The sequence below is a fragment of the Halorussus salinisoli genome (genome assembly GCA_005239435.1).
In the GTDB taxonomy this organism is placed as follows: domain Archaea; phylum Halobacteriota; class Halobacteria; order Halobacteriales; family Haladaptataceae; genus Halorussus; species Halorussus salinisoli.
The window spans coordinates 15,970-38,647 of sequence record SZNP01000009.1; the positions used below are offsets into that span (position 1 = coordinate 15,970).

Below are 22,678 nucleotides of genomic sequence, written 5' to 3' on the forward strand. Positions count from 1 at the left end.
CGTCCGGAAACGCGCGAGGCGTCCGGTGCCAGTTCGTCCCGTTCTCGTATTCGAACGTTCGGCCGCCGGAGAAACACGTAGATGCGCATTAACAATAATATTAATCATTTAGCAAAGGATATTATTCCTCTCCCCGTCGAGTTGGAGAACCGACCGCTCACCGAAACTGCGCGAAGAGTTCGAGTCGTTCACCCGGCCAGTCCGAGCATCGACAGGAGGTCTACGCCCACGCCGAAGTAATCCACGACCTTGTAGCCGACGTAGATGCCGAAGATACCGACCACGCCGGGGAGTTCCGGCGGTGCGGGTATCGGGACGCCGAGGAACTTGAACAGAGCGCCCGTAATGAGTCCCGTCAGGAGTGCGAGGAGCGTGGGTGTGACGTTCATATCTCCGGCGTTAGCGCTCGGACTCAAAAGCAGTTTCTGGTTCGTCACGGTGGAGGCGAGTCGGGAGTGTTCGGAAGGTCCACTTTCGCTACCAGTATCACGGTAGCCGGTGTTTTGCGTAAGAGTGTTCGCACACTACGCACAGCAGAAACCGTGGCGGCAGTATCGTATTCGAAAGCCCCCGCCCGGTCGTCTGTACCACCGTTCTCCTCCGGCGGTCCGTCTCACCGGCCGCTTCTGGTGGTTTGGGTCACCGAATGCATCCCGTGGTTTGCGCCAGTGGCGCTCGACGCGAAACGGAGAGTTCACGAAGAGTTCGGACTGACGGTTCCGAGTTCGCGGACGCTAAAAATGAACGAAGGCGTCACGGAGATGCGAAGAAGCAGGGCCGTTTAGGTCCTCAGCGCCACTGCGAGAGCGTGTTCGATTCCTCGAACGGCATCGCAATGTACGCCTCGTCGTTCGAGACGTCCGCGATGACGGTCGTGCGTTCGTCGTCGCTGTCGTCGACAGCGAACATGACTTCTCCCTCTTCGAACGATTCGTCGAGGTCGGTAGTGGGGATTGTCCAACTCAGGGTAGGTCACCGTCGTTCGTTCGACGTACCTCTGTCTATCCACGGAAGGTTCTTTAGTATACACCACCCTCCCGTCCGTAACGGGAGGTTACGGCCTTCTTAACTCCGATAAAACGGCGTGAAACGAAGTGGGAGAGAAGGCTACTCTCGAAGCCGGCCCGCGAGAAGTGCGGCCGCGAGGAGGGCGACCAGTGCCACCCCGACGCCGAACCCGGGGACGCCGCCGTCGGTGTCCGACTGCGTGTCGGCCGTCGTCGCTCGGTCCTCGCCCTGGGCGTTCACCTCGACCTGCACGTCCTTCGTCACCGTCGCGCCGTACTCGTCTTCCACGATCACCGTGACCGTCTTCGTGCCGGCCGACCCGAAGCTGTGTTCGACCGACTCGCCGGTGACCTCCGCGCCGCCGAACTGCCACGTCACGGTCACGTCGCCCACCTCGTCGCTCACGTCGGCCGAGAACTTCGACGCCTTCCCGACCGTCGCGGCGTCGGGCGTTCGGACTCCGACCTCCGGCCGATCGTTGACCACGAGAGTCTTGGTCACGGTGTCTCGCAGTCCGTTCTCGTCGGTGACGGTCAGGTTCACCGTGCGCTCGCCCGGACTATCGAAGCTGACGCTTGCGGTCTCTCCGGTGGCCGACTGCTCACCGATGGACCACTCGTAGCTCGCCAGCGTCCCGTTCTCGGCAATCGAGCTACCGGCCGACAGATTGGCCGACTCACCGGCCATCACCACGTCGTCGCCGTCGATGCTCGCCGTCGGTGCGGGCACCGAGGTCACGGCCAGCGTCCCGGCACCGTCGGTCTCGGCCGAGAGAATCGCCGTCCCGTTCGCCTCGGAGACTACCGTGGTTCGCAAGACGGACCAGCCGTCGTCCGACTGCCGGGCGACTCGTACGTCCGAGATGTCGGCTTCGACCGCCTCGGTCTGGACCGTGAACTCGACGCGCGCCGGCCCGTCGGCGACCGCTTCGGAGCCGTTCATCGTCACCGCGTAGAGGGGGTCGCCGGGCGGCGAGAGCGCAGAGAGGTCGGTCCGCTCGGCGACCGAGAGAACGCCCGAGACGTTCGAGTCCGAGAGCGTGACGGCCCGAACCGGCGAGTCTTCGAGCATCACCGTCGTTCCGGACTCGTTTTCGTCGGCGTCCTCGATGGCCGCGACTGCGGGACCGCCGATTCGGACGACCCATCCGTCACGGTTGTCGCCGTAGCTCGTGGACTCGCCGATGGCGAGATAACCGCCGCCGTGACCCTCGACGACCGGCCAGAGCTTGTCCCAGTAGTTGTCGCCGTAGGTTCGTTCCCAGTCTCGCTCGCCTTCGGCGTCGGTCTTCACCACCCATCCGTCTGCACCCGCGTCGCCGAGACGGTGTTTCGTGCCCGATACGACGTACCCGCCGTCGGGGTCGTCGTGAATCCCGAAGAAGGCGTCGGCCTTGTCGCTACCGTAGGTGCGCTCCCACTGGGTCTCGCCGTCGCCGTCGATTTTCAGCATCCAGCCGTCTTCCTCGCGGTCGCCCTGACTGGCGGTCCGCCCGGCGAGGACGAATCCACCGTCGGACGCCGCGGTAGCGTCGTGGATGCGGTCGAGTTCGGCTCCGCCGTAGGTCTCGTCCCACTCCACGTCGCCGTTGCCGTCGGTCCGCAGCACCCACGCGTCGGCGGGGTCCGCACTGCTTCCCTCGGTAGTTCCGGTCAGGAGGAGATCGCCGCCACCGGTCACGAAGATGGAGTTGACGTACTCGTCGGCCCCCGCGCGAGGCGTGTCGTAGGTCTCGCTCCACTCCTCGTTGCCGTCGGCGTCGAGTTGCATCACCCATCCTTCGGCGGAGCCGCGGTCGTCCGTCCACCCGCCGACGTAGAGGTTCCCGTCCGAGCGAGTGAGCGACCAGAACGCCCCTGGACCGCGCTCGTCGTAGGTCCGTTCCCATCGCTTCTCGCCGTCCGGACCGAGTTTCATCACCCACCCCTGCCACGGTTCGCCGACGCCGTCGGTCGCCATCCCGGCGACCAGATAGCCGCCGTCGACCTGCTCGACGTCGTATATTCTGTCGGTCCCCGTGCCGCCGTAGGTCCGCTCCCACTTCGTCTGTCCCGCTCGGTCGAACATGGCGACGTACCCGTCGTGCTTCCCGTCGGACGCCGAACTGTTCGACCACCCGGCTACGAGATAGCCGCCCTCGACTTTCAGACCGGTCGATAGCTTGTCGTCGTCGCTTCCACCGACCGTCTTCGCCCAACGCTCGGGCGGACCGGACGAGTTACCCGCGTCGTCGGGCGCACTCGCGGCCGCGGCCGGTCCGGTAATCGGAGCCACGACGACGAACAGGGCGAGCATCGTGGCCAAAACCGCTCGTTTCACGCGTCTATCCTCCGTTCGAGAATCGCACTGTCGTCGTTCGAGAACATGGTATTCCATCGTTTCGGCGTTTTATTCTGTCGTTGAGACCGCCCTCTCCGGGCAGCGAACGCCGGAGTGAACGTTACTCCGTATATGTCACCGTTCGGCTCTTTGTTATACGCGGACTGAACGCCGGTAAGTAGTCCTTGACCGTCGTTTCGGCCCTTCTCGAGACCCGTCCGGCTGGACGCTGACGGCGACGAAACTGGCGGGAAGCCGTCGGTAGTCCCGGATTATACCCCGACAGCCAACCGATAACAAAGTACCAATCCCGCGTTGGTCGGATGTAATGAGCCGACGAACCGCCCGTGGTCGGTATCGAACGAAGGTCGTCGCTTCGCCGAACTACTCATGAGTCACGAAACGTCCGACGAGACGCTGGTGGACCGCCTCGCACGTCCGGCGCTTCCCCTCGACCTGCTGGCAGTCGTCGGCTACGCCGTCGTCACAGTCGTCGTACTCTCTCAACCAGGCGTCTACGGGTCGTCGCTGGCAGTCGCGCTCGGGCTTCCCCTGGTGTTCTTCGCGCCGGGGTACGCACTCGTCGCGCTGTTGTTTCCGGGTTCGACGCCCGACGACGCCCGGAGCGGCCGGACCCTCGCCGACGTTCGACAGCACGGACTGAGCGGGAACGAGCGTGTCGCTCTCGGATTCGGTCTCAGCGTGGCGCTCCTTCCGACTCTCGGCGTCACCGTCGAGTTCTCACCGTGGACCATCGCGCCGGCGACCGTCCTGCTCTCGCTGGCGGGACTGGCGTCCGGATTGTCGGTCGCCGCCGCGATTCGACGACTCCGGCGTCCGGCCGACCGCCGGTTCTCGCTTCCGGTCAGGGCGTGGTTCGACGGCGGCCGTCGAGCGACCACGACCGGGTCGGTGGCCGACCGAGCCCTCAACGTCGGACTGGCAGCGGCGGTCGTCCTCGCCGTCGCCACCATGGGATACGCCGTCGCCGTGCCAAGCGACGGAGAGGAGTTCACCAACGTCTCGCTGCTCTCCCGGAACGACACCGGGGAACTCGTCGCGGACGACTACCCGAGGAACTTCGAGCGCGGCGAGAGCAAACCGCTCGTCGTCGAGTTGTCGAACCGTGAGGGCGAGCGGACGAGTTACTCGGTCGTAGTCGAACTCCAGCGCGTCAGCCAGTCCGGCGACGGCGGCGCGAAGGTGTTAGAGGAGCGAACGCTGGCGACGTTCACGCCGACCGTGGACGCGGGCCAGCAGTGGCGGACCACGCACGAGGTGACGCCGACGATGACCGGCGACAACCTCCGACTGGTCTACCTCGTCTACGAGGGTGACCCAGCCGAGGACCCGACCACGGAGAACGCGTACCGCAACGTCCACGTCTGGGTGAACGTAACTGCGTGATCGAGCGTAACCGTGTGGCCGAACGTAATCGCATAATAGAACGTAATCGTGTAACCGAACGTAACCGCGCGACTGATTACGTCCGTCTCCGACGCTACCGTTAAACCATGTGGCCGTGGGAACACCTCGCCGTCGGATACCTCTGCTACTCGCTTCTGGTCCGTGCGCTCGGGCGTCGCGCGCCGCGCGCGTGGCCGGTCGTGGCAGTAGCCGTCGGCACGCAGTTTCCCGACCTCGTGGACAAGCCGCTGGCGTGGACGCTCGGCGTCCTTCCGTCGGGCCACTCGCTGGCCCACTCGCTGTTCACGGCGCTCCCGGTCGCGGCGTTCGCGGTCACGCTGGCGTGGGGATTCGGGCGGCGGGACGTCGGCGTGGCGTTCGCGTTCGGCTACCTCAGCCACCTCCCGGGCGACGTGTTCTACCCGCTCCTCGTCGGCGGGCCGCCCACCTACGGATTCCTGTTCTGGCCCGTCGTTCCCGCTTCGGCGACCGAGACCAGCGTAGGGTTCGTGGCGATGTTCAGGAAACTGTTCGCCCGATACGTCTCCGAACTGGCGAGCGGCGAGGTGTCGCTGTATCTCGCGGTCGAACTCGGCCTGCTGGCGTCGGTAGCCCTGCTGTGGCTGGTCGACGGCGTGCCGCCGCTCCGGTCGTTCTGGTCGCGGGTCCGTCGCCATCGCACGCCGAACGAAACCGAAGCGCCTCCGTAGCCCGCTACAGGCCGACCATAACAATGGTGTCGAGTATCGGACAGTAAGGCGTGACCGGTGACGAGAACCCGCTGACGAGACGCGCGTATCTCCGGTGTGCCGGAGCGACCGCCGCGGTCGGAGCGCTGGCAGGATGCGGCGAGTTCGAGACGGAGAATGCGACGCGAGAGACGACCACGACACGGGGGACGACCGCGACGGCGACGACGCGGGCCACCGAAACGACCCGGACCACCGAAACGACGACGCAGATCGAAACCGAGGGACAACTGGACCGGACCACGCGGAAACTGGTCGAGGCTGCCGACTACGAAACGGTCGTGAACGTCGCGGACGCGGGCGCGGACACGTCGGGCGAGGAGCGAATCAATCCGATTCTCGAGGAGCGCGTGGGCGACGACACGCTGCTCTACTTCCCGAAGGGTCGGTATCGACTCGCGGACTGGGAGGCGACCGGCTACCGGAACCTCGGCGTCGTGGGCGAGGACGCCACGCTCGTCCCACCCGACGGCGAACAGAACTACTGGCTGATGTGGGGCGACCTCCGGGAGTTCTTGTTCGCGGGGTTCACCATCGACTGTCGCGCGAAGAACGTCGCGCCCATCACCCACCTGTCGGTGTCGGGCGGCACCAACGTCGTCCGGAACGTGGCGGTCCGGGGGCACCGACGCGCGCCGCGGACGGCCTTCGAGGTCGAGGCTGCGGCCCCGGACGCCGACCTCCGATTCCAGAACCTCTCGCTCCCCGACGGGTCGGCGAAGGGCCACGCTATCTACGTGTTCCCCGAGAGCGTCGGCCGACTCACCTTCCGGAACTGCCGAGTCGAACACTGGAAGGAGGGACTGTACGCCGCGTACCACTCCGGCCTGCTCCGAGTTCTCGGGGGCTACTACGCCAACAACGGCATCGAACAGGTCCGGGTCGGCGGCGGAACCACCGGTGCGCTCGTCCGCGGCGTGACCGTGCGGGTGGACGACCCGAAACAGCCACAGAACAAGCCGAACATGCGGGGCATCTGGGCCGAAGAAGGCGGTTACGTCCACATCGAGGACTGCGACATCGCCATCACCGACCTCACGGGCACCTACAGTTCGGGCGGCATCGTCGTCGGCCAGCAGTTCGGCGAGGTGGTCGTAGAGAACACCCGAATCCGGACCGACGCCGACGCCTTCGCCATCAACGTCCGAGACCCGATCGAGAGCGTGGAGGGAGAGGCCATGCCGAGCATGGAGGGTCTCCCGGAACGGACGCGGTTCACGGCGCGAAACGTCCGGATGGTCGGCACAGCGGGCGACGGTACCGCGGTCCAGGCCACCCGCCGGAACGACTGCCGCTTCGAGAACGTCTGCATCGAGGCCCCTCGCGGGTCGCGCGACGGCATCTCGGTCACGAACGCCGAGGGCTGTTCGGTCCAAGACTCGACTATCGACGTGAGCGGAGAGGCGATTCGCACCGAGAACGCGACAGTGACGACCGAGGGAGTCAGGACCGACGGGTCGTGTCGAGCAGGGACGGCCGAGAAATGATTTTCTACGTTAAAGTTGTATTTTTATTTCCTAAATAGATGCAGTTCTTTCCGAACCGGGTAGGCTTTTCCACCTGCGCGGCGACGGGTCGGTATGCCTCGCGTCGCACTCATCGCGCACGACGACGAAAAGCCGATTATGGTGGCTCTCGCTCGGGAGTACGAGTCGCTCCTCTCGACGTTCGACCTCGTGGCCACCGGCACTACCGGCGAGCGAATCGCCGACGAGACGGGACTGGCGGTCGAGCGCAAGGAGTCGGGACCCATCGGCGGCGACACCCAGATCGGCGCGGAGGTCGTCGAGGGTCGAATCGACGGCATCGTCTTCCTGCGCGACCCGCTGACCGCCCAGCCCCACGAACCGGACATCACGGCGCTGTTACGACTCTGCGACGTTCACGACGTGCCGATGGCGACGACGCGCACCTCCGCGGAGTACCTGCTCGACGGGTTAGAGAGACGTGACGAACCGTCGTGAGGGTGTTGTCGTCTGGTGTTTTCGTAGCTTGAACGGCGGCATTTTTCGGTCTGAAATTCTGTCGAGACGGCGTCGCGAACAGCGAGGCCCGTGAAAAGCATTGTAACCGCGAAAAGACGAGAGAAGCTAGCTACTTCTTGAGCCAATCATACCGCACCGCATCGCACCGCATCGCGTCAGCCTCACACCTCCCCAACCTCCTCGTTCGCTTCGCTCACTCGTCCCTCGCGCAGTTGGCGCGACCCAAACCGCGGGTCGCGCCAGCGCGCGCCGGACTGGAATTTTGGGATACGCACGAAACGAGAGAATTCTCAGATGTAGCCGAGGTCGCTCAGACGCTCCTCGACCGACCCGTCGGAGGCGTCGTCGCCCGGCGCGTCGTCGCTCCCGAAGGGGACCTCGCCGTAGTCGGCCCGCGCGACCGACTCCGAGAGCAGGCCCTCGGGCACCTCGCCGGTCATCCGGGCGGGCACGTCGAGACCCGCGGCCGCCATCGCAATCGGGGCCACGTCGGTCAGCGAGAGGCGGTCGGCGTCGAGTTCCGAGCCTTCGAACGACGGTCCCGCGGCGACGAACACTCCGTCTCGCTCGTGGTCGTGGTCGTCTATCGGCACGAACTCCTGGCCGATGAGGTTCGTGCTGAGGACGTGGTTCATGTTCGCGGGCATGAAGAGTACGTCGCAGGCGTACTCGGCGTACGGGCCGTCGTACACCTCCTCTCGCCGCCGGACCCACTCGAACACGGGGTCGCCGTCGGGCGTCCGGAGTTCCGAGAGCGTCCGGATTAGGTCCGCCCGAACCTGCTCGTACTCCTCGGGCGTGACGACGCCCGCGGGTTCTCGGCCCGCCAGATTCACCCGGACGCCGAGTTCGACGCTCCGGCAGTAGGCCATCGAGTTGGCCCAATCGACGCCTTCGCTGGCGGCCGACACCGCCTCGTAGGGCAGGACGCTCGACAGGAGGTCGCCGACGCCCAGTCGAGTCGCCAGCGCGTAGGCGTCGCCGGGCGTGACCCCGACCCGACCGAGAGTGGTCGTCGCGGCCGAGACGACCTGACCCGTTACCGAGCGGCCCGCAGTCGCACTGCCCGCGGTCTCGTCGTCCGACGCCTTTCCGGTCAGCGTCGCCTTCTCGGTCATCAGACTCGGTCCAGACGAGTCGGTCGTGGTCTCGACGAACCCGGCGTTCCGCAGGATTTCGTTGATGTAGACGGTGTAGCCGTCCACTCGACCCATGCCGTGGTCCGAACACACCACGAGGTTGGCGTCGCCTGCGACCTCACGCACGCGTCCGAGTACGTCGTCCGCGCGCTCGTACGCCCGCCTAAACGTCTCTCGGTCGTCGAAACTGTGGAACACCGTGTCGGTCTTCTGGACCTGTACGATTGCGACACGCCAGTCGTACTCGGTCAGGAGATACTCCGCGGCCTTCCCCCGCATCCGAATCAGGTCGAGCGAACTCCCGCGCTCGTCGTCGCAGTCCTCGCTGGTCTCGGCTTCGGAGTAGATGCGGTACTGTTCGCCGATGGCGTCGGACAACTCGTCGCGGACGCCCTCGGGATACCCCGCGTCCTCCTCGTGGGCGAGATACCCCGGCACGAGGACGCCTTCGACCGGCTCTGCGGGGTGAGTGACCGGGACGTTCAGCACGATTACCGGTTCTTCGATGGCGGTCAGGTAGTTCCAGACGGCCGGTTCCCGGACGTGGTCGCGCGTGACCAGCACGTCGTCGTCGGGGTAGCCGTCGGTGTGGTGGAAGAAGCCGTAGGTGCCGTGATGGCTCGGGTCCGTGCCGGTGTACATCGACGGCCACGCGCTCCCGGTCCACGGCGGAAACGTCGATTCGAGGGGTGCCTCGACGCCCTCCGCCCGGAGCGACTCGAAATTGGGCAGCGACGACTCGAACCGGTCGAGGTATCTGAAATCCAGCGCGTCGAATCCGAGAACGACGGTGTTGTGCTTGTTCGACATCGGTGTCTCGCGGCCGATTTTCCCTCGACCGCTCTCGGAGACGGCTACGCCCTCGGGAGGTATTGTTGTCAGCCACTTAGCCGACTTCTATCGCCCGTTTCGGGCTACTGTCGCAGGTGCTTCCCGAGGCTAACTCGACCGAGCGAACGCGCGACCGACGGACGCTGTGGCCGGGCGAACGCGGTGGCTGACGCCGAGTCGCGGGGATTACGCCGGACCTGAACGGTCCGACAACTCGGGGCTACCACGGCACCGGGACCGGCCCGAAGTACGCGAGGGCGAGCGCGAGCAGAACGACGAGTATCTTGACCACTCGACCACCGGAGGTCGTCTCGACCATGATCTTTACGCCTTCGAGTTCGCCGAGCGTCGGGACGTTCGCCCGCTCTACGCGTAGCCGTAGTTTCGCCGACACGAGGTTCGTCCGGTCGGTCTCGGGGTCGGTGTCCTTTGGGGTCATTGTTCGGGGGACGGGTTCGTTTCCCTCTCGATGCCCACACCGCCACGGCGAGACGCCGCGAGAACAACGAGTCGGTCGGGACGGAGCGGTCGTTATCGCGGAATAGTTAATTTAATAGCTGGAAAATTATAAATCTTCCGACGGTCGAGCGCGGTCTATCTGAGTTTCTTGTAGACGCTCGACAGCGCGTTGGTGACGCGATTGCCACGTTCCATGGTGTAGTACGACCGGAGTCGGGGACCGAACTTGGCCTTGTAGCCACAGAGTCGCTCCTCGTTCGCGCCCACGAGGTCGTAGTTCTCGACCCCCCGGTCCATCGCGTCGGTCATGATGGCCCAGTCGACGAGGTCGTTGACCGGCAGGTCGTGGTCGTGCTTCGCACCGCCCTGCCACCGATACACCGTATCGTCGAACTCCAGCGCGACCATCCCGCCCGCGACTTCGCCGTCGATTTCGCAGGCGTAGGGCCGGACCGACCCGTCGGGCAGTCGCTCGGAGAGGTCGGTCACGAATGCGGGCGTGACTCCGTAACTCTCGTCTTGTTCGTCGTGGCGGGCCCGGATTTGGGAGATGATGGCCTCGATTTCGTCGGGACCGCCCTCGTAGATGCGGTAGTCACCGTCGGTCCGGATGTTGTTCCGGGCGTCGCTCGAAAAGGACATCAACACGTCCTCCTCGCCGGGCGTGAGGTCAACCGAGTAGGTGTGGCGCACGTCGACGTCGAAGTCGGCCCACTCGAACGGTCGCACGTCTCGATACGTCGGATTGGACCGAATCTGCGTGAACTTGGGGTTCAGTTCTCGTTCGATCCAGTCGAGACACCCCTGTACGAATCGTTTGTTCCGACGGTCTCGCTTCCGGCGCTTGAGCTTTCGATGGTTCAGGAGAACCGGCCCCAGGTACGTGACCCAGAGACCCGGTGCCGGCGAGAACGCCATCGTCATCCCGCCCTTGCGCGTCTCGAAGACGGGAAACAGCCCCACCGGTTCCTGGCCCTTGTAGCCGACGAGCGGGTGGACCCGGGCGTTCGCGTGGTCCGCCTGCGCTGATAGAGACTCCCGATAGTGGAAGACGCTGGCTTGCGGCGACCGCTCCACGAGGTCGTTCCAGTCGTGGTGTTCGAATTCCGTCGCGTGTCCGATAGTGATGCCTTTCTGCTCTACTGTAACGCTCATATTATTCGAGATATCCGAGGTCCGCGAGTCGCGCTTCGACGTTACCGTCGTCGGTCGCTTCCTGCTCGCCCGCGTCGAACGCGGGGTACGATTCCCTGCCCACTGCCCCGACCGCAGGGAGGACCGACCCGTCCATCCGGTCGGCCGCCGGAACCCCCATCGTCGCCAGAATCGTCGGAGCCACGTCGAAGAGGTGCGCGCCCGAGAGGTCCGCGCTCGGATTCACTCCACTGCCCGAGATGGCCACGATTCCGTCTCGCTTGTGGTTGTAGGATTCGCTCGGCGGAGCGAACCGGCCGTCGCCCACGCGGGTCGAGAGGAACTCGTCGTATTCGCGCGGGACCGTGATTACGTCGGGCGCTCGCTCGACGTAGGGGCCGGAGAAGACCTCCTCGCGTCGGGCGACTCGCTCGAACACCGGCTTCCCGTCCGGGGTCTCGACTGCCGAGAGCAGGTCAACGAGGTCGTCGCAGAGCCTGTCGTACTCGCTCTCGGAGACGACGCCGCCAGGCTCTCGACCCTGCAGGTTCACCCGGACTCCGAGTTCGATGCGGTCGCGCATGTACGCCCGCGAGGCCGGGAAGTCCACCTGCTCGGAGCCAGCGCGGGCCACTTCGGTCGGGACGCGCGCGGCCACGAAGTCGGCCAGTCCGACCGCGGCGAGGGCGGCCCGGATGCGCTGGCTCGTCACGCCGACGCTGGCGAGGCCCGCCACGCCGCGTTCGAGGAGCGTCGGGTCGTCGTCGGTCCCGTCTCTCCCCTCCTTACCGTCCTGCAACTGGTTGTCGGCGATGGTCGACCACGTCGGCATCCCCTCGCCCTCGGTCGTCGTCTCGACCAGTCCCCGTTCGCGCAGGAACTCGTTCGGTCGGAACTCGTGGCCGGTGTACTCGCCCATACCGTGGTCGCTGGCGACGACTACCGTGTCGGGGTCGCACGTTTCGAGGATAGTGCCTACCTGTCGGTCCACCGCCTCGTAGACGGCCCGGACTTTGCCGTTGTCGCCGGGGAACTCGTGGAAGACGGTGTCGGTCTGCTGGAACTGGACGAACCCGAACTCGGGGTCGAACCGGTCGGTGAGGTACCGGAACGCCTCGCCGCGCATCCGGACGAGTCGCTCGTACCACTCGACCTTCTCGCGGCCGTCGGCGTCCCGCGGCGCGTACACCCGGTACTCGCCGATTTCGTCCCGGATATCGTCGAGCAGTCCCGCCGGGTGACAGTCGGGGTCCTCGGGCGCGGTGTAACCCGGCACGATTGCGCCGTCGATTTTGCGCGGCGGATGCGTGACCGGAGCGTTGACGACGACGCTCGACTTCCCGTGATGGTCGAGGAGGTCCCAGAGGGGTCGCTCCCTGACGTGAGTCGCGTTCACTACGTCCCAGTCGTACCCGTCGAAGGTGAGGAAGCCGAACACGCCGTGCTTGCCCGGATTGACGCCGGTGTAGAGCGAGGGCCACGCGCTCGGCGTCCACGGCGGAATCTGGGACTCGAGGGACTCAGCCGCACCCGACTCGACTATCGACTCTAGGTTCGGGACCGCACCGGCCTCGAAGAGCGGGTCGAGGACGGACCGACACCCGGCGTCCAACCCGATCGTCAGCGTCCGCATGCTCGTCTGCGGGTGGTCAGCCATGTACTTTCTATCAGCGTTCGTTCGGTCTTTGTTATGGGCCGTCTGTCACCCGGCAAACAAGACTTATCGGGGAAACGCCGGGTTAAGCCCGCGTTACTCTCCGGAAATCGACTGTTGCGACCGTTTCGTTGTGACCGTTTCACAGGTGGCCGTTACACTTAAACCAGTAACGTAGCATTGAACTGAAGTCGGAACCTTTAAGAATAGATAGCCTCCCATTGAAAATCGCATGGCACGCGACGATACGGCACGCGAACGCAGTTCGGAACGATCACTCCTCGACCGACGCTCGTACCTCAAAATGGCGGGTGCGGCGGCCGCGTCGGTCGCGGCGGCAGGCGCATCGAGCAGTTCCGCGAAGGCGGCGTCCTACGACACCATCGAAGTCCCCGCGAACACGAAGAAGACCATCGAGGTGGGCGCGGGCGAGACGTTCGAGAACAAGCTCATCGACATCACGGCCGACGGCGCGCACGTGAAGTTGACCACCAGCGGCAGTGGCTGGACGGTCCGGAACGTCGGCGTGAAGGGCAAGAACAACAACATGGACGGCACGTACGGCACGTTCTACCTCCGATGCACTGAGGAGGGCGAGGCGCTGGCCGAGAACATCTACCTCGGGGACGGTTCGGTGGACCGATGCGGACACGCGGCCGTCTCCGACTGGGACAACCACGGAACGGTCACGATTCGCAACATCCACGTTCAGGGCTGGTCGGCCGACGGGATGTACATGTCCCACGCGGGCGTCTCGGAGAGTCACGGCATGGGCGAGACGCACGTCGAGAACGCCTTCCTCAAGAACAACAACATCGAGAACTGCCGACTCGGCACGCCCGGCAGTTACATCAAGGACAGCGTCATCCACGTCGAGAGTCAGGACGCGGTTCCGTCGAACCAGTCCGGGCAGGTCAACGCCCGCGGCCTCTGGTTCAAGGAGCAGTCCGGCATGAAGGCCGTCAACTGCGACATCTCGGTCAGCGGTTCCCACGCGGTGTTCGCCAGCGACAACGGGTCGGGCACGCTGGAGAACTGCCGAGTCGAAGGCCCCGTCAACGGAGAAGTCGAGCAAGTCAACGTCTCGGGCAGTCCCGACGTCTCCCCGCCCGGCAGCGTCCCGATGTCGGCCGAAGAGGCGGCGTCCGGCGAAATCGATTCGTCGTCGAACACCTCCTCGTCGTCGAACACCGACGGTGACGGCGGTACCGAGGACGACGGCACCGACCAGCAATCCGGCGACTCTAACGAGTCGGGCGACCAGACCGACGGACAGGGCGACCTGCTCGAACTCGTTCCCGACGAGAGCGCCTCCAGCGTCAAGTACGAGTTCACCGTCGAGGGAAGCGTCCGGAAACGCACCTCGGGCGACTCGGGCCACGTCTCCGAGGAGAGCGACAGCGTGACCGACAACGGCGACGGCACGGTGACGGTCACCGGCGTCGCGGGCAACGGCTACGGCGACGCCTTCTTCGTGGACGGGGCCATCACGGCGATGGACCTGGACGAGAGCGTCTGGACCCTCCACCTCGCCGGTAACGAGGTCAGCGTAGACGACCTGACGCTCCCGAACAAACTGGTCATCGACGGCGGTAACCGGCCCCGGCAGGCCTGCGACTACGCCTTCGAGGTCAGCGGTTCGGTCCGCAAGAGCACCGACCTCGGGTCGGTCCAGAAGAACGACAGCGTGTCGGACGGCACGATCACCGGGTCGGTCTTCGGCGGCAAGGACGGCTACCGGTTCTCGGGCGACGTCACCGGTTTCGACCTCGACGGTCCCGCCGACATCCGCGTCGAAGACGGGTCCTAATCCGACTTCGGCGCTCCCCCTGCTGATGCTTCGGCGACCTCCGTTCGCCCCTCCCGAGTTCGCTCCGGTCTCCGCGACTCCTCCAACGACTCCCCTCGTCCTCCGCGGCTTCCCCTCCGCGACTCCCCTCGCTTGCGACGACCGGTCCCCGGTTCGCCGCGCCCTCCGAAATTCTCGCCCGTCTCCCGTACTAAATTCGTCCCTAGAGATTCCCGTACATTCCTTTCGGCAATATTTCTAACCTTTATACGGGATTTTGAATTTGTTATGTGTGACTAATTCGTTCTACCACCACACGATTACCGCGACGAGGCAGTCACTCGCCATCAGTGGTCGTTCGGCGGCCGCCTATCGGCCACTGGTTGGCCCGCCGAGCAGAGCGAATTTCTGTCACTTCCGGCACCGTTGTGGGACGTTCCGGAACGAAACGCCGGTGGAAACGTCGGGTTACCGTCAAACGTCGGCGGAGTAGCACTTATATCGGTGCAGTGCATTCGGGCGAACGGGCGGTTCTCGGGTGCTCGCCTTCGACTCTACCGTTCGACCGCCAACTTAAATTGCCAATCCCGCATTGAATAGAAGTCGGTACCTTTTTGAAGTGGTAATCGAGCATTGAACGTGCATGGCACGCGACGAGACGGCACGCGACTCCGAATCCGAAACGGCCCTCCTCGACCGGCGTTCGTACCTCAGGCTGGCCGGCGCGGCCGCGGCGGCCGTCGCCGGGGCCGGGATGGCGACCTCCACCGAGGCGGCCTCCAACGACACCATCACGGTTCCCGCTGGCGAGACGCGGCGCATCTCGGTCGGTGACGGCGAGACGTTCGAGAACAAGCTTCTCGACGTCACGGCCGACGGTGCGAGCGTCGTGATTACGGCGTTCGCCGACGACTTCACCATCCGGAACGTCGGCATCAAGGGCGTCCACCCCGGCGAGGAGAACTTCCTCAAACTCTGCGTCCCGAGCGAGGACGCGACCGGACTGGTCGAGAACGTCTACCTCGGCGACGGAGCAGTGGCAGGCTCGAAGGGCGGTATCTACGTCCACTACGACCCCGGACACGAGGGCGAACTCACCTTCCGGCAGGTCAACGTGGCACACTCCTCGAACAACGGTCTCTACGGCTCCTCGCCCGGCCACCGCGGCCAGTCGGGACTCGTCCACGTCGAGGACTCGTACTTCTACTCCAACAACGTCTCGAACGTCAGACTCGGCTCGCCGGGCGGCACGAGCCACGTTCGGAACACGACCATCCACGTCGACGACTCGGTCAACGGCTGTGACACCAACTGCTCGTCGCCCGGCGCGGTCAACGCCCGCGGCGTCTGGGCGTGGGACGGTCCGGTCGCGCTCCACGACTGCGACGTCCGGACCGGAAGCCACGGGTCGGCGCTCGCCACCCGAGACGGTGGGTCCATCGAGGAGAACGACTCCCGCATCGGAAGCGAGGCCGACACCTCGCCGCCCGAGGGCGTCCCGACCTCGGCCGAAGAAGCCGCAGGCGCGTCGTCGTCCGGTTCCGACGACTCCCCCGCCGCCGCGACGGAGGTGCGAGATGGCTTCTAAGAACACCCGAGACACCAGCGAGCGCTGGCAGGAGGCACCACGCGACCCCGAGCCGTCGGACCTCGGCTACGAACTCGACGACTGGGAGGTCATCCGCGCGAGGAAAGACGACCGAGGTCACCTGATGTTTCTACCCGAAGAAGAGGACATGCTCCGCGAGGAGGCGTTCATCGTCGCCGACGCCTGCTCGGTCTGCGACGTGGTAGAGCGAATTTAACGGCTCGCGTCTTCGACCAAGCTCCGCGCTTCTGCGAACAGTTCGTCGGTCCGCGCTTCGCTTCTGGTTTCCGCCGTCACCCTGACCAGCGGTTGGGTCCCGCTGGCGCGCACGAGGAACCACCCGTCGTCTGTCCCGACGCGCACGCCGTCCAGCGTCGTCACGTCGTCGTACGCCGCGAGGACCTGCTCGCGGACGCGCTCGACGACCTCCTCTTTCTGTTCGGTCTCGACGCTCCCGCGTCGGAGCGGGTAGCTCTCGACTTCGCCCACCAGCGCGTCGAGCGACCCCTCCCGTGAGACCAGTCCGGCCAGTCGACACGCCGCCAGCGGACCGTCGGGACACAGGGTCTCGGCGGGCCAGATCCACGCCCCGCTGGGTTCGCCGCCGAAGGCGACCCCTGAGTCGGTCGCGCGCTCGGCCACGTACACGTCGCCGACGCGCGTGCGCGAGACCGAGACGCCCTGCGATTCGAGCAGGTCGGCGACCGTGAGACTCGTGTCGACCGGGACCGCCACCTCGTCGCCGGGGTTCGCGGCCTCGCGGGCGAACAGCGCGAGCAGGAGGTCGCCCGAGACGAACTCGCCGCGCTCGGTCACCGCCCGCATCCGGTCGGCGTCGCCGTCGTGGGCGATGCCGAGGTCGGCGTCGAACGCGCTCGAATCGTCGTCCGGAGCGTCAGAGCGGGTTTCGGCCTCGCCCGCCACGAACTTCGTGAGCGCCCGACAGTTCTCGGCGGTGGGTTCGCTCGGTCGCGCGGGGAACGACCCGTCGGGCCGGTCGTTCAGGGTCTGGACGTCGTGGCCGAGTCGCCGGAGCGCCTCGGCGGTGGCGCCGCCGACGCCGTTGCCGACGTCCACGACGATGGAGAGTTCTCCGGGCGCGGCCGCACGCGTGAGTGCGGTCACGTGGCGCTCGGTCGCGTCGTCCCACTCGCCGACCTCGCCGAGTTCGTCCCACGCCCGGAGTTCGAAGTCGTCTTCGCGTATGCGCGAGGCGATGGCCTCGCGCTGGCGCTCGCCGAACGCCTGCCCCGAGGGGTTCCAGAGCTTCAACCCGTTGTCCGGGGCCGGGTTGTGGCTGGCCGTCACCATCAGGCCAGCGTCGGCGTCTCGCCAACCCACGCTCCGGGCGACGGTCGGGGTAGCGACCTCGCCGAGTCGAATCACGTCCGCGCCACACTCCCGGAGACCCGCAGTCGCGGCGTCCGCGAGCATCGTCCCGCTCTCGCGGGCGTCTCTCCCCACGACGACTCGGTCGTAGCCCTCGCTGGCGAGCGCACGCCCGACCGCCAGGGCGAGGTCACAGGTCACTTCGTCGCCGATTCGTCCACGGATACCGCTGGTCCCGAACATCTAATTCTCCTGTCCGTTCGCGCGATGGAGTTCGGGCGGCGTTCCCGTGTTGCCGCCGCGCCTGTACGCCACGTAGTGAACGACCGCCGAAACGCCGAATATCGCGAGAATGATGGTCGCCAGTACCAGTCCCGGAATCAGAGTGAAGGGGTAGACGTTCAGCCACACCGCCGCGACGAGCAGCGAACTGGCCCCCACCAGTCCGAGGTAGTACCGGTCCCACGGGAACTCCTCGCGGGAGACGTCGCCCAGATAGATGTCGAGGTCCGACGCCCGGTCGCCCAATCTGACGATTCCTTCGTCGCGGTCGTACTCCACGATGTCCGCCTCGTCGAGTTTCGGGAGGTGGGTCTGGTACAGCGAGATGTACACTCGCTTGCGCTGTTCGGTCGAGAGGGCGGCGGGCGTGGTCTCGTTCTCCCACGCCGCCACCTGTTCGGTCAGGTCCGAGAGCTCGGTCTCGCCACCCTCCCGACGGAGGAAGTACAGCGCGTATCGACGTCGTGGACTCTTCAGGACCTCGAAGACCTCGTCCTGAGAGAGCTCGTCAGCGCGGGACATGCTCCCCCGGTATTCGGCAGGTCGTCGGAGGCGATACACGCTCAGAGCCACCGGAGTTGGAGGATGTCCGCAGGTGAGACCGCCGCATACCCTCGAAATTGACGTATTGGCACTTTGTTACCCAGTTGCTGTTCGGGGGTAACGTAGCGGTACGACCGTTTCTTCTCACGGTACCCGTCCATTACCCGAGTCGCTCGTGGGAGACGCGAGTTCCGCCGTTCCTGACTGGGGCCTCGACCCGAAGGAGCGTATTCGCCCGACAGAGGCCCGATAGGCCACCTATACCCCCGAGCCAAGCGGCGTATAACAAAGAGGTGCGCAAGGCATTGAGTCGATAACGCCCGGCCCGCCGTCCGGCGATATGGTCGGGCAAATCGACTGACCTACTATGATTCCGTTATCGACTGCAATCGCTCGAGCGGTCCCCCGTTCCCGCGTGGGGGTGAACCTGCGTGGCTAGAGCCGACACCCGGTCGGACAGCGACGACCGAATCGACCCCCGACTCGGCGACGACTGTGACGTCTCCCCCGGTGCCACGGTCGGTCACCTCCACCGCGACGACGCCTCGCCGCCGATTCTGGGCGACCGCGCCACGGTTCGGTCGGGGAGCATCGTCTACGCCGACGTCGAAATCGGCGACGACTTCACCACGGGCCACGGCGTCCTCGTCCGCGAGGACACCCGAATCGGCGACGACGTGGTGGTCGGCACCAACACGGTGATCGACGGGACGACGACTATCGGGTCGCACGTCAGCCTCCAGACGGGCGTCTACGTCCCGACCGACACCACCATCGGAAGCGAGGTGTTCGTCGGACCCTGCGCGGTCCTGACCAACGACCCCTACCCGATTCGGCAGGACGTGGACCTCGAAGGGCCGACCCTCGAAGACCACGTCTCGGTCGGCGCGAACGCCACCCTCCTCCCCGGCGTGACGGTCGGCGAAGGCTCGTTCGTCGCGGCCGGTGCGGTCGTGACCGAGGACGTGCCGCCCGAGACGCTGGCGATGGGCGCGCCCGCCGAGTATCGGTCGCTTCCCGACGTTCTCGACGGAGGGAACGACATCGCATGAGCGACGTTTCCATCGCCGACCCCGAGATGGGCGAGCGCGAAATCGAGCGCGTCCGGTCGGTCATGGAGTCGGGCCACATCGCCGACGGTCCCGAGGTCCGGACGTTCGAAGACGAGTTCGCCGCGTTCTGCGAGGCCGACCACGGCGTCGCCACGAGCAACGGAACGACCGCCCTCCACGCCGCTTTCGAGGCGCTCGGGGTCGGGTCGGGCGACAAGGTGGTGACGACCCCGTTCTCGTTCGTGGCCAGCGCCAACGCGATTCGACTCGCGGGCGCAGAGCCGGTGTTCGCCGACATCGACCCCGATACCTTCAACCTCGACCCGACCGCGGTCGAGGAGGCGGTCCGACGCGAGGACGACGTGGCCGCCGTCGTGCCGGTCCACCTCTACGGGCTTCCCGCCGAGATGGACCACCTGCTCGACGTGGCCGACGACCACGACCTCGCTGTAGTCGAGGACGCCGCCCAGGCCCACGGCGCGGAGTACCGGGGCCAGCGAGTCGGCTCGCTCGGCGACGCGGCCTGCTTCTCGATGTATCCGACCAAGAACATGACCACGGGCGAGGGCGGGATGATAACCACCGACCGCGACGACGTGGCCGAGCGCGCCGCGAGCTTCGTCAACCACGGACGACCGCCCGAGGGCGGCTACGAACACGTCCGAGTGGGTCACAACTTCCGGATGACCTCGATGGCGGCCGCAATCGGCCGGGTCCAACTCGACCGCCTGCCCGACTACAACGAGGCCCGGCGGTCGAACGCGGCGTATCTCACCGACTCGCTCACCGACACCGACGTGGTTCCGCCCACCGTCCCCGACGACCGCGAACACGTCTACCACCAGTACACGATTCGGACCGACGACAGGGACGGTCTCGCGGCGTATCTGGACGAGGCGGGCGTCGGTACGGGCGTCTACTACCCGACGCCCATCCACGAGCAACCCGCCTACGAGGGCGTGTCTCACGCCGCTCCGGTCGCCGAGAGAACCGCCGAACAGGCGCTGTCCCTGCCGGTTCACCCGAACGTCTCCGAACAGGACCTCCGAACGATTGCCTCCGCTATCCAAGAGTATGAACGCTGACTTACCAGACGCGACGAACGCCGCAGTCGTCGGCGTCGGCAACATGGGCCGTCATCACGCGCGAGTGTACAGCGAACTGCCGAACGTGAATCTCGTCGGCGTCTTCGACGTGAACGACGAGCAGGCCCGCGAAGTCGCCGAGGACCACGGCACCCGCGCGATGAACCTCGAAGCACTCCTCCACGCCGCCGACGTGGCCTCCATCGCGGTCCCCAACCAGTTCCACGCCGAGATAACGTCCCAGTGTATCGACCACGGCGTGGACGTGCTGGTCGAGAAGCCCTTCGTGGACGACCCCGAGGTCGGCCAAGAACTGCTCGACCGGGCCGACGAGGCCGGGGTGACGATTCAGGTCGGCCACGTCGAGCGGTTCAACCCCGCGATTCGGACGCTCGCGGACATCGTGGCCGACCTCGACGTGATCGCCATCGACGCCCAGCGACTCGGACCGCCGCCGGGAGACCGGCAGGTGGACGAGAGCGCGGTGCTGGACCTGATGATTCACGACATCGACGTGGTGCTGGCGATGCTCGGCGAGAAACCGGACGAGGTGAACGCCCACGGCGTCAAGAACAACCAGTACGCCACGGCCAGCCTCCAGTTCGACGACGCCGTCGCCACGCTCACGGCGAGTCGGGTGACCCAGCAGCGAATCCGAAAGCTCTCGATCACCGCCGAGGACTGCCGCGTCAACGTCGATTACATCGACCGGTCGGTCGAGATTCACCGCCACTCGCTGCCCGAGTACATCGAGGACAACGGCGACGTGCGCTACCGCCACGAGAGCATCGTGGAGCGACCCACCGTCGAGACGGGCGAACCCCTCAAAAACGAGTTGGAGTCGTTCGTCGCGGCGGCCACCTCGGGGACGGACCCGGTGGTCTCGGGCGAAGACGGACTGCGCGTCCTCGAAGTCGCGCGCCGCATCGACGACATCGCGGCCGACGAGCGACCGGAAGCCGAGGTGAGCGCCCGGTGAGTCTACAGGAGGTCGCACACCTGTACGACAGCGACGCCCAGGAGTCCGACCAGCGCGAGGCGTTCCGGTCGGGACAGGTCCCGGTCGCGGTGTACGGTCTCGGCAAGATGGGGCTTCCGCTCGCCGCGGTCTACGCCGACGTGTCGGGCAACGTCGTCGGCGCCGACGTGGACAGCGAGGTCGTCGAGACCATCAACGACGGCGAGTGCCACGTCAAGCGCGAACCCGGTCTGCCGGAGTTGGTGGCCGAGACGGTCGAGGCCGGTGCGTTCGAGGCGACCGACGACCCGGCCGAGGCCGCCGACCGGGCCGCGGTTCACGTCGTCATCGTACCGACGCCCATCACCGACGACCACGAGGCCGACCTCTCCATCCTCCGGTCGGTCGCCGAGGACGTGGGGACCGGACTCGACCCCGGCGACCTCGTGGTGGTCGAGTGTACGGTCCCGCCGCGGACCTGCGAAGACCTGCTGGAACCCATGCTGGCCGAGGCCGCGGGCCACGACGAGTTCGGACTGGCGTTCTGCCCCGAGCGGACCGCCAGCGGACGCGCGCTCGAAGACATCAGAGGCGCGTACCCCAAAGTCGTCGGCGGCGTGGACGACGAGAGTACGCGGGTCGCCGAGTTAGTCTACGGCGAAATCACCGACAACGACGTGCTGGCGGTCTCCGACGCCACCACCGCGGAGGCCGTGAAGGTGTTCGAGGGCCTCTACCGGGACGTGAACATCGCGCTGGCGAACGAACTCGCCACGCTCACCGACGAGTTGGGCATCGACGTGAACGAGGCCATCGAGACGGCCAACACCCAACCGTTCTGCGAGATTCACGCGCCAGGTCCCGGCGTCGGCGGCCACTGCATCCCCTACTACCCCTACTTCGTCATCAACGGGTTCGACACCGAGGCCCGACTGCTGGAGACCGCCCGCGAGGTCAACGACTCGATGCCCCGGTTCACGGTCGAGACGCTGACCCGCGAACTCGACGCCGAGGGCAAGTCTCCCGAAGACGCCACGATTGCGGTCCTCGGCCTGACCTACCGGCCGGGCGTCGAAGAGACTCGCGCCACGCCCGCCGGTCCCATCGCCGAGGACCTCTCGGACCTCGGCGCGGAGGTGCTGGCGGTCGACCCGATGCTGGACGACGCCGACGGGTTCGCGGTAGAATTGATATCGCAAAATGAGATTTACGACCGCGAACTGGACGCGGTCGTACTGGTGACGCCCCACGAGGAGTTCGAGAACCTCTCGTGGGATCGGTTCGACCCGCTAGTGGTCGTGGACGGCCGCCAGAGCCTCGAACTCGACGAGACCGACCACCGCGTGTACACGATCGGGAGCGGATAA

The 22,678-nt window shown here is 66.0% G+C and carries 20 protein-coding genes; 11 read left to right on the forward strand and 9 right to left on the reverse strand.

Annotated elements, in window-relative coordinates; genetic code table 11:
• Positions 1-188: 188 nt before the first annotated feature.
• From E2484_RS21290 to E2484_RS21295, 3 genes are all read right to left on the reverse strand, one after another.
• On the reverse strand, positions 189-389 hold the full coding sequence (locus E2484_RS21290; protein WP_137287210.1) for a XapX domain-containing protein: 201 nt from the start codon (positions 387-389) through the stop codon (positions 189-191).
• A 400-nt stretch (positions 390-789) separates the two neighbouring features.
• Positions 790-966: a DUF7556 family protein gene (locus E2484_RS26340; protein WP_449272310.1), complete on the reverse strand. Its 177-nt coding sequence runs from the start codon at positions 964-966 to the stop codon at positions 790-792.
• Positions 967-1,107: 141 nt separating this feature from the next.
• A complete protein-coding gene (locus E2484_RS21295) occupies positions 1,108-3,327 on the reverse strand; it encodes a PKD domain-containing protein (RefSeq protein ID WP_137287211.1) in 2,220 nt (739 codons plus the stop codon).
• Positions 3,328-3,717: 390 nt separating this feature from the next.
• Here E2484_RS21295 and E2484_RS21300 point away from each other — a divergent pair, with 390 nt between their 5' ends.
• From E2484_RS21300 to E2484_RS21315, 4 genes are all read left to right on the forward strand, one after another.
• Positions 3,718-4,734 carry a DUF1616 domain-containing protein gene (locus tag E2484_RS21300; protein ID WP_137287212.1) on the forward strand — a complete coding sequence of 339 codons (1,017 nt, stop codon included), beginning with the start codon at positions 3,718-3,720 and terminating at the stop codon, positions 4,732-4,734.
• Between the two features lie 107 nt (positions 4,735-4,841).
• Positions 4,842-5,444: a metal-dependent hydrolase gene (locus E2484_RS21305; protein ID WP_137287213.1), complete on the forward strand. Its 603-nt coding sequence runs from the start codon at positions 4,842-4,844 to the stop codon at positions 5,442-5,444.
• Positions 5,445-5,494: 50 nt separating this feature from the next.
• A complete protein-coding gene (locus tag E2484_RS21310; RefSeq protein WP_137287214.1) occupies positions 5,495-6,970 on the forward strand; it encodes a hypothetical protein in 1,476 nt (491 codons plus the stop codon).
• Between the two features lie 93 nt (positions 6,971-7,063).
• The gene (locus E2484_RS21315; protein ID WP_137287215.1) at positions 7,064-7,447 is read left to right on the forward strand and encodes a methylglyoxal synthase; all 384 of its coding nucleotides are present in this window, start codon (positions 7,064-7,066) and stop codon (positions 7,445-7,447) included.
• 311 nt (positions 7,448-7,758) lie between these two features.
• Here E2484_RS21315 and E2484_RS21320 read toward each other — a convergent pair whose 3' ends face one another.
• The 4 genes from E2484_RS21320 to E2484_RS21335 form a co-directional block, all read right to left on the reverse strand.
• Positions 7,759-9,417 carry an alkaline phosphatase family protein gene (locus tag E2484_RS21320; protein WP_137287216.1) on the reverse strand — a complete coding sequence of 553 codons (1,659 nt, stop codon included), beginning with the start codon at positions 9,415-9,417 and terminating at the stop codon, positions 7,759-7,761.
• Positions 9,418-9,658: 241 nt separating this feature from the next.
• Positions 9,659-9,877 carry a hypothetical protein gene (locus E2484_RS21325; RefSeq protein WP_137287217.1) on the reverse strand — a complete coding sequence of 73 codons (219 nt, stop codon included), beginning with the start codon at positions 9,875-9,877 and terminating at the stop codon, positions 9,659-9,661.
• Positions 9,878-10,032: 155 nt separating this feature from the next.
• Positions 10,033-11,052 carry a lipid II:glycine glycyltransferase FemX gene (locus E2484_RS21330; protein WP_137287218.1) on the reverse strand — a complete coding sequence of 340 codons (1,020 nt, stop codon included), beginning with the start codon at positions 11,050-11,052 and terminating at the stop codon, positions 10,033-10,035.
• 1 nt (position 11,053) lies between these two features.
• The gene (locus E2484_RS21335; RefSeq protein WP_170977454.1) at positions 11,054-12,688 is read right to left on the reverse strand and encodes an alkaline phosphatase family protein; all 1,635 of its coding nucleotides are present in this window, start codon (positions 12,686-12,688) and stop codon (positions 11,054-11,056) included.
• 229 nt (positions 12,689-12,917) lie between these two features.
• Here E2484_RS21335 and E2484_RS21340 point away from each other — a divergent pair, with 229 nt between their 5' ends.
• From E2484_RS21340 to E2484_RS21350, 3 genes are all read left to right on the forward strand, one after another.
• On the forward strand, positions 12,918-14,495 hold the full coding sequence (locus E2484_RS21340; protein WP_137287219.1) for a right-handed parallel beta-helix repeat-containing protein: 1,578 nt from the start codon (positions 12,918-12,920) through the stop codon (positions 14,493-14,495).
• A gap of 622 nt (positions 14,496-15,117) precedes the next feature.
• Positions 15,118-16,062, forward strand: coding sequence for a hypothetical protein (locus tag E2484_RS21345; protein WP_137287220.1), 945 nt, complete (start codon positions 15,118-15,120; stop codon positions 16,060-16,062).
• On the forward strand, positions 16,052-16,279 hold the full coding sequence (locus E2484_RS21350) for a hypothetical protein (RefSeq protein ID WP_137287221.1): 228 nt from the start codon (positions 16,052-16,054) through the stop codon (positions 16,277-16,279). The genes E2484_RS21345 and E2484_RS21350 overlap by 11 nt, the downstream gene beginning before the upstream one ends.
• Here the strand turns inward: E2484_RS21350 and glmM are convergent.
• Positions 16,276-17,634: a phosphoglucosamine mutase gene (glmM, locus tag E2484_RS21355; RefSeq protein WP_137287222.1), complete on the reverse strand. Its 1,359-nt coding sequence runs from the start codon at positions 17,632-17,634 to the stop codon at positions 16,276-16,278. The two genes, E2484_RS21350 and glmM, sit on opposite strands and share 4 nt — an antisense overlap.
• On the reverse strand, positions 17,635-18,195 hold the full coding sequence (locus E2484_RS21360; RefSeq protein ID WP_137287223.1) for a DUF7344 domain-containing protein: 561 nt from the start codon (positions 18,193-18,195) through the stop codon (positions 17,635-17,637).
• Between the two features lie 491 nt (positions 18,196-18,686).
• On the opposite strand from E2484_RS21360, the gene E2484_RS21365 reads away from it, so the two are divergent.
• The 4 genes from E2484_RS21365 to E2484_RS21380 are packed head-to-tail and all read left to right on the forward strand — an operon-like array spanning position 18,687 to position 22,678.
• A complete protein-coding gene (locus E2484_RS21365; RefSeq protein ID WP_137287402.1) occupies positions 18,687-19,268 on the forward strand; it encodes an acyltransferase in 582 nt (193 codons plus the stop codon).
• On the forward strand, positions 19,265-20,353 hold the full coding sequence (locus tag E2484_RS21370; RefSeq protein WP_137287224.1) for a DegT/DnrJ/EryC1/StrS family aminotransferase: 1,089 nt from the start codon (positions 19,265-19,267) through the stop codon (positions 20,351-20,353). Before E2484_RS21365 ends, E2484_RS21370 begins: the two co-directional genes overlap by 4 nt.
• Positions 20,343-21,332 (forward strand): Gfo/Idh/MocA family oxidoreductase, encoded by a 990-nt coding sequence (locus tag E2484_RS21375; RefSeq protein ID WP_137287225.1) that lies wholly within the window; start codon positions 20,343-20,345, stop codon positions 21,330-21,332. The genes E2484_RS21370 and E2484_RS21375 overlap by 11 nt, the downstream gene beginning before the upstream one ends.
• Positions 21,329-22,678 (forward strand): nucleotide sugar dehydrogenase, encoded by a 1,350-nt coding sequence (locus E2484_RS21380; RefSeq protein WP_137287226.1) that lies wholly within the window; start codon positions 21,329-21,331, stop codon positions 22,676-22,678. The genes E2484_RS21375 and E2484_RS21380 overlap by 4 nt, the downstream gene beginning before the upstream one ends.

Excerpts from the sequence above, each read along its gene's own strand:
- E2484_RS21325 (WP_137287217.1), bottom strand. The coding sequence starts at position 9,877 with ATGACCCCAAAGGACACCGACCCCGAGACCGACCGGACGAACCTCGTG.
- E2484_RS21305 (WP_137287213.1), top strand. The coding sequence starts at position 4,842 with ATGTGGCCGTGGGAACACCTCGCCGTCGGATACCTCTGCTACTCGCTT.
- E2484_RS21360 (WP_137287223.1), bottom strand. The coding sequence starts at position 18,195 with ATGTCCCGCGCTGACGAGCTCTCTCAGGACGAGGTCTTCGAGGTCCTG.
- E2484_RS21350 (WP_137287221.1), top strand. The coding sequence starts at position 16,052 with ATGGCTTCTAAGAACACCCGAGACACCAGCGAGCGCTGGCAGGAGGCA.
- E2484_RS21370 (WP_137287224.1), top strand. The coding sequence starts at position 19,265 with ATGAGCGACGTTTCCATCGCCGACCCCGAGATGGGCGAGCGCGAAATC.
- E2484_RS21375 (WP_137287225.1), top strand. The coding sequence starts at position 20,343 with ATGAACGCTGACTTACCAGACGCGACGAACGCCGCAGTCGTCGGCGTC.
- E2484_RS21320 (WP_137287216.1), bottom strand. The coding sequence starts at position 9,417 with ATGTCGAACAAGCACAACACCGTCGTTCTCGGATTCGACGCGCTGGAT.
- E2484_RS21290 (WP_137287210.1), bottom strand. The coding sequence starts at position 389 with ATGAACGTCACACCCACGCTCCTCGCACTCCTGACGGGACTCATTACG.
- E2484_RS21300 (WP_137287212.1), top strand. The coding sequence starts at position 3,718 with ATGAGTCACGAAACGTCCGACGAGACGCTGGTGGACCGCCTCGCACGT.
- E2484_RS21330 (WP_137287218.1), bottom strand. The coding sequence starts at position 11,052 with ATGAGCGTTACAGTAGAGCAGAAAGGCATCACTATCGGACACGCGACG.
- E2484_RS21315 (WP_137287215.1), top strand. The coding sequence starts at position 7,064 with ATGCCTCGCGTCGCACTCATCGCGCACGACGACGAAAAGCCGATTATG.
- E2484_RS21340 (WP_137287219.1), top strand. The coding sequence starts at position 12,918 with ATGGCACGCGACGATACGGCACGCGAACGCAGTTCGGAACGATCACTC.
- E2484_RS21335 (WP_170977454.1), bottom strand. The coding sequence starts at position 12,688 with ATGGCTGACCACCCGCAGACGAGCATGCGGACGCTGACGATCGGGTTG.
- glmM (WP_137287222.1), bottom strand. The coding sequence starts at position 17,634 with ATGTTCGGGACCAGCGGTATCCGTGGACGAATCGGCGACGAAGTGACC.
- E2484_RS21345 (WP_137287220.1), top strand. The coding sequence starts at position 15,118 with ATGGCACGCGACGAGACGGCACGCGACTCCGAATCCGAAACGGCCCTC.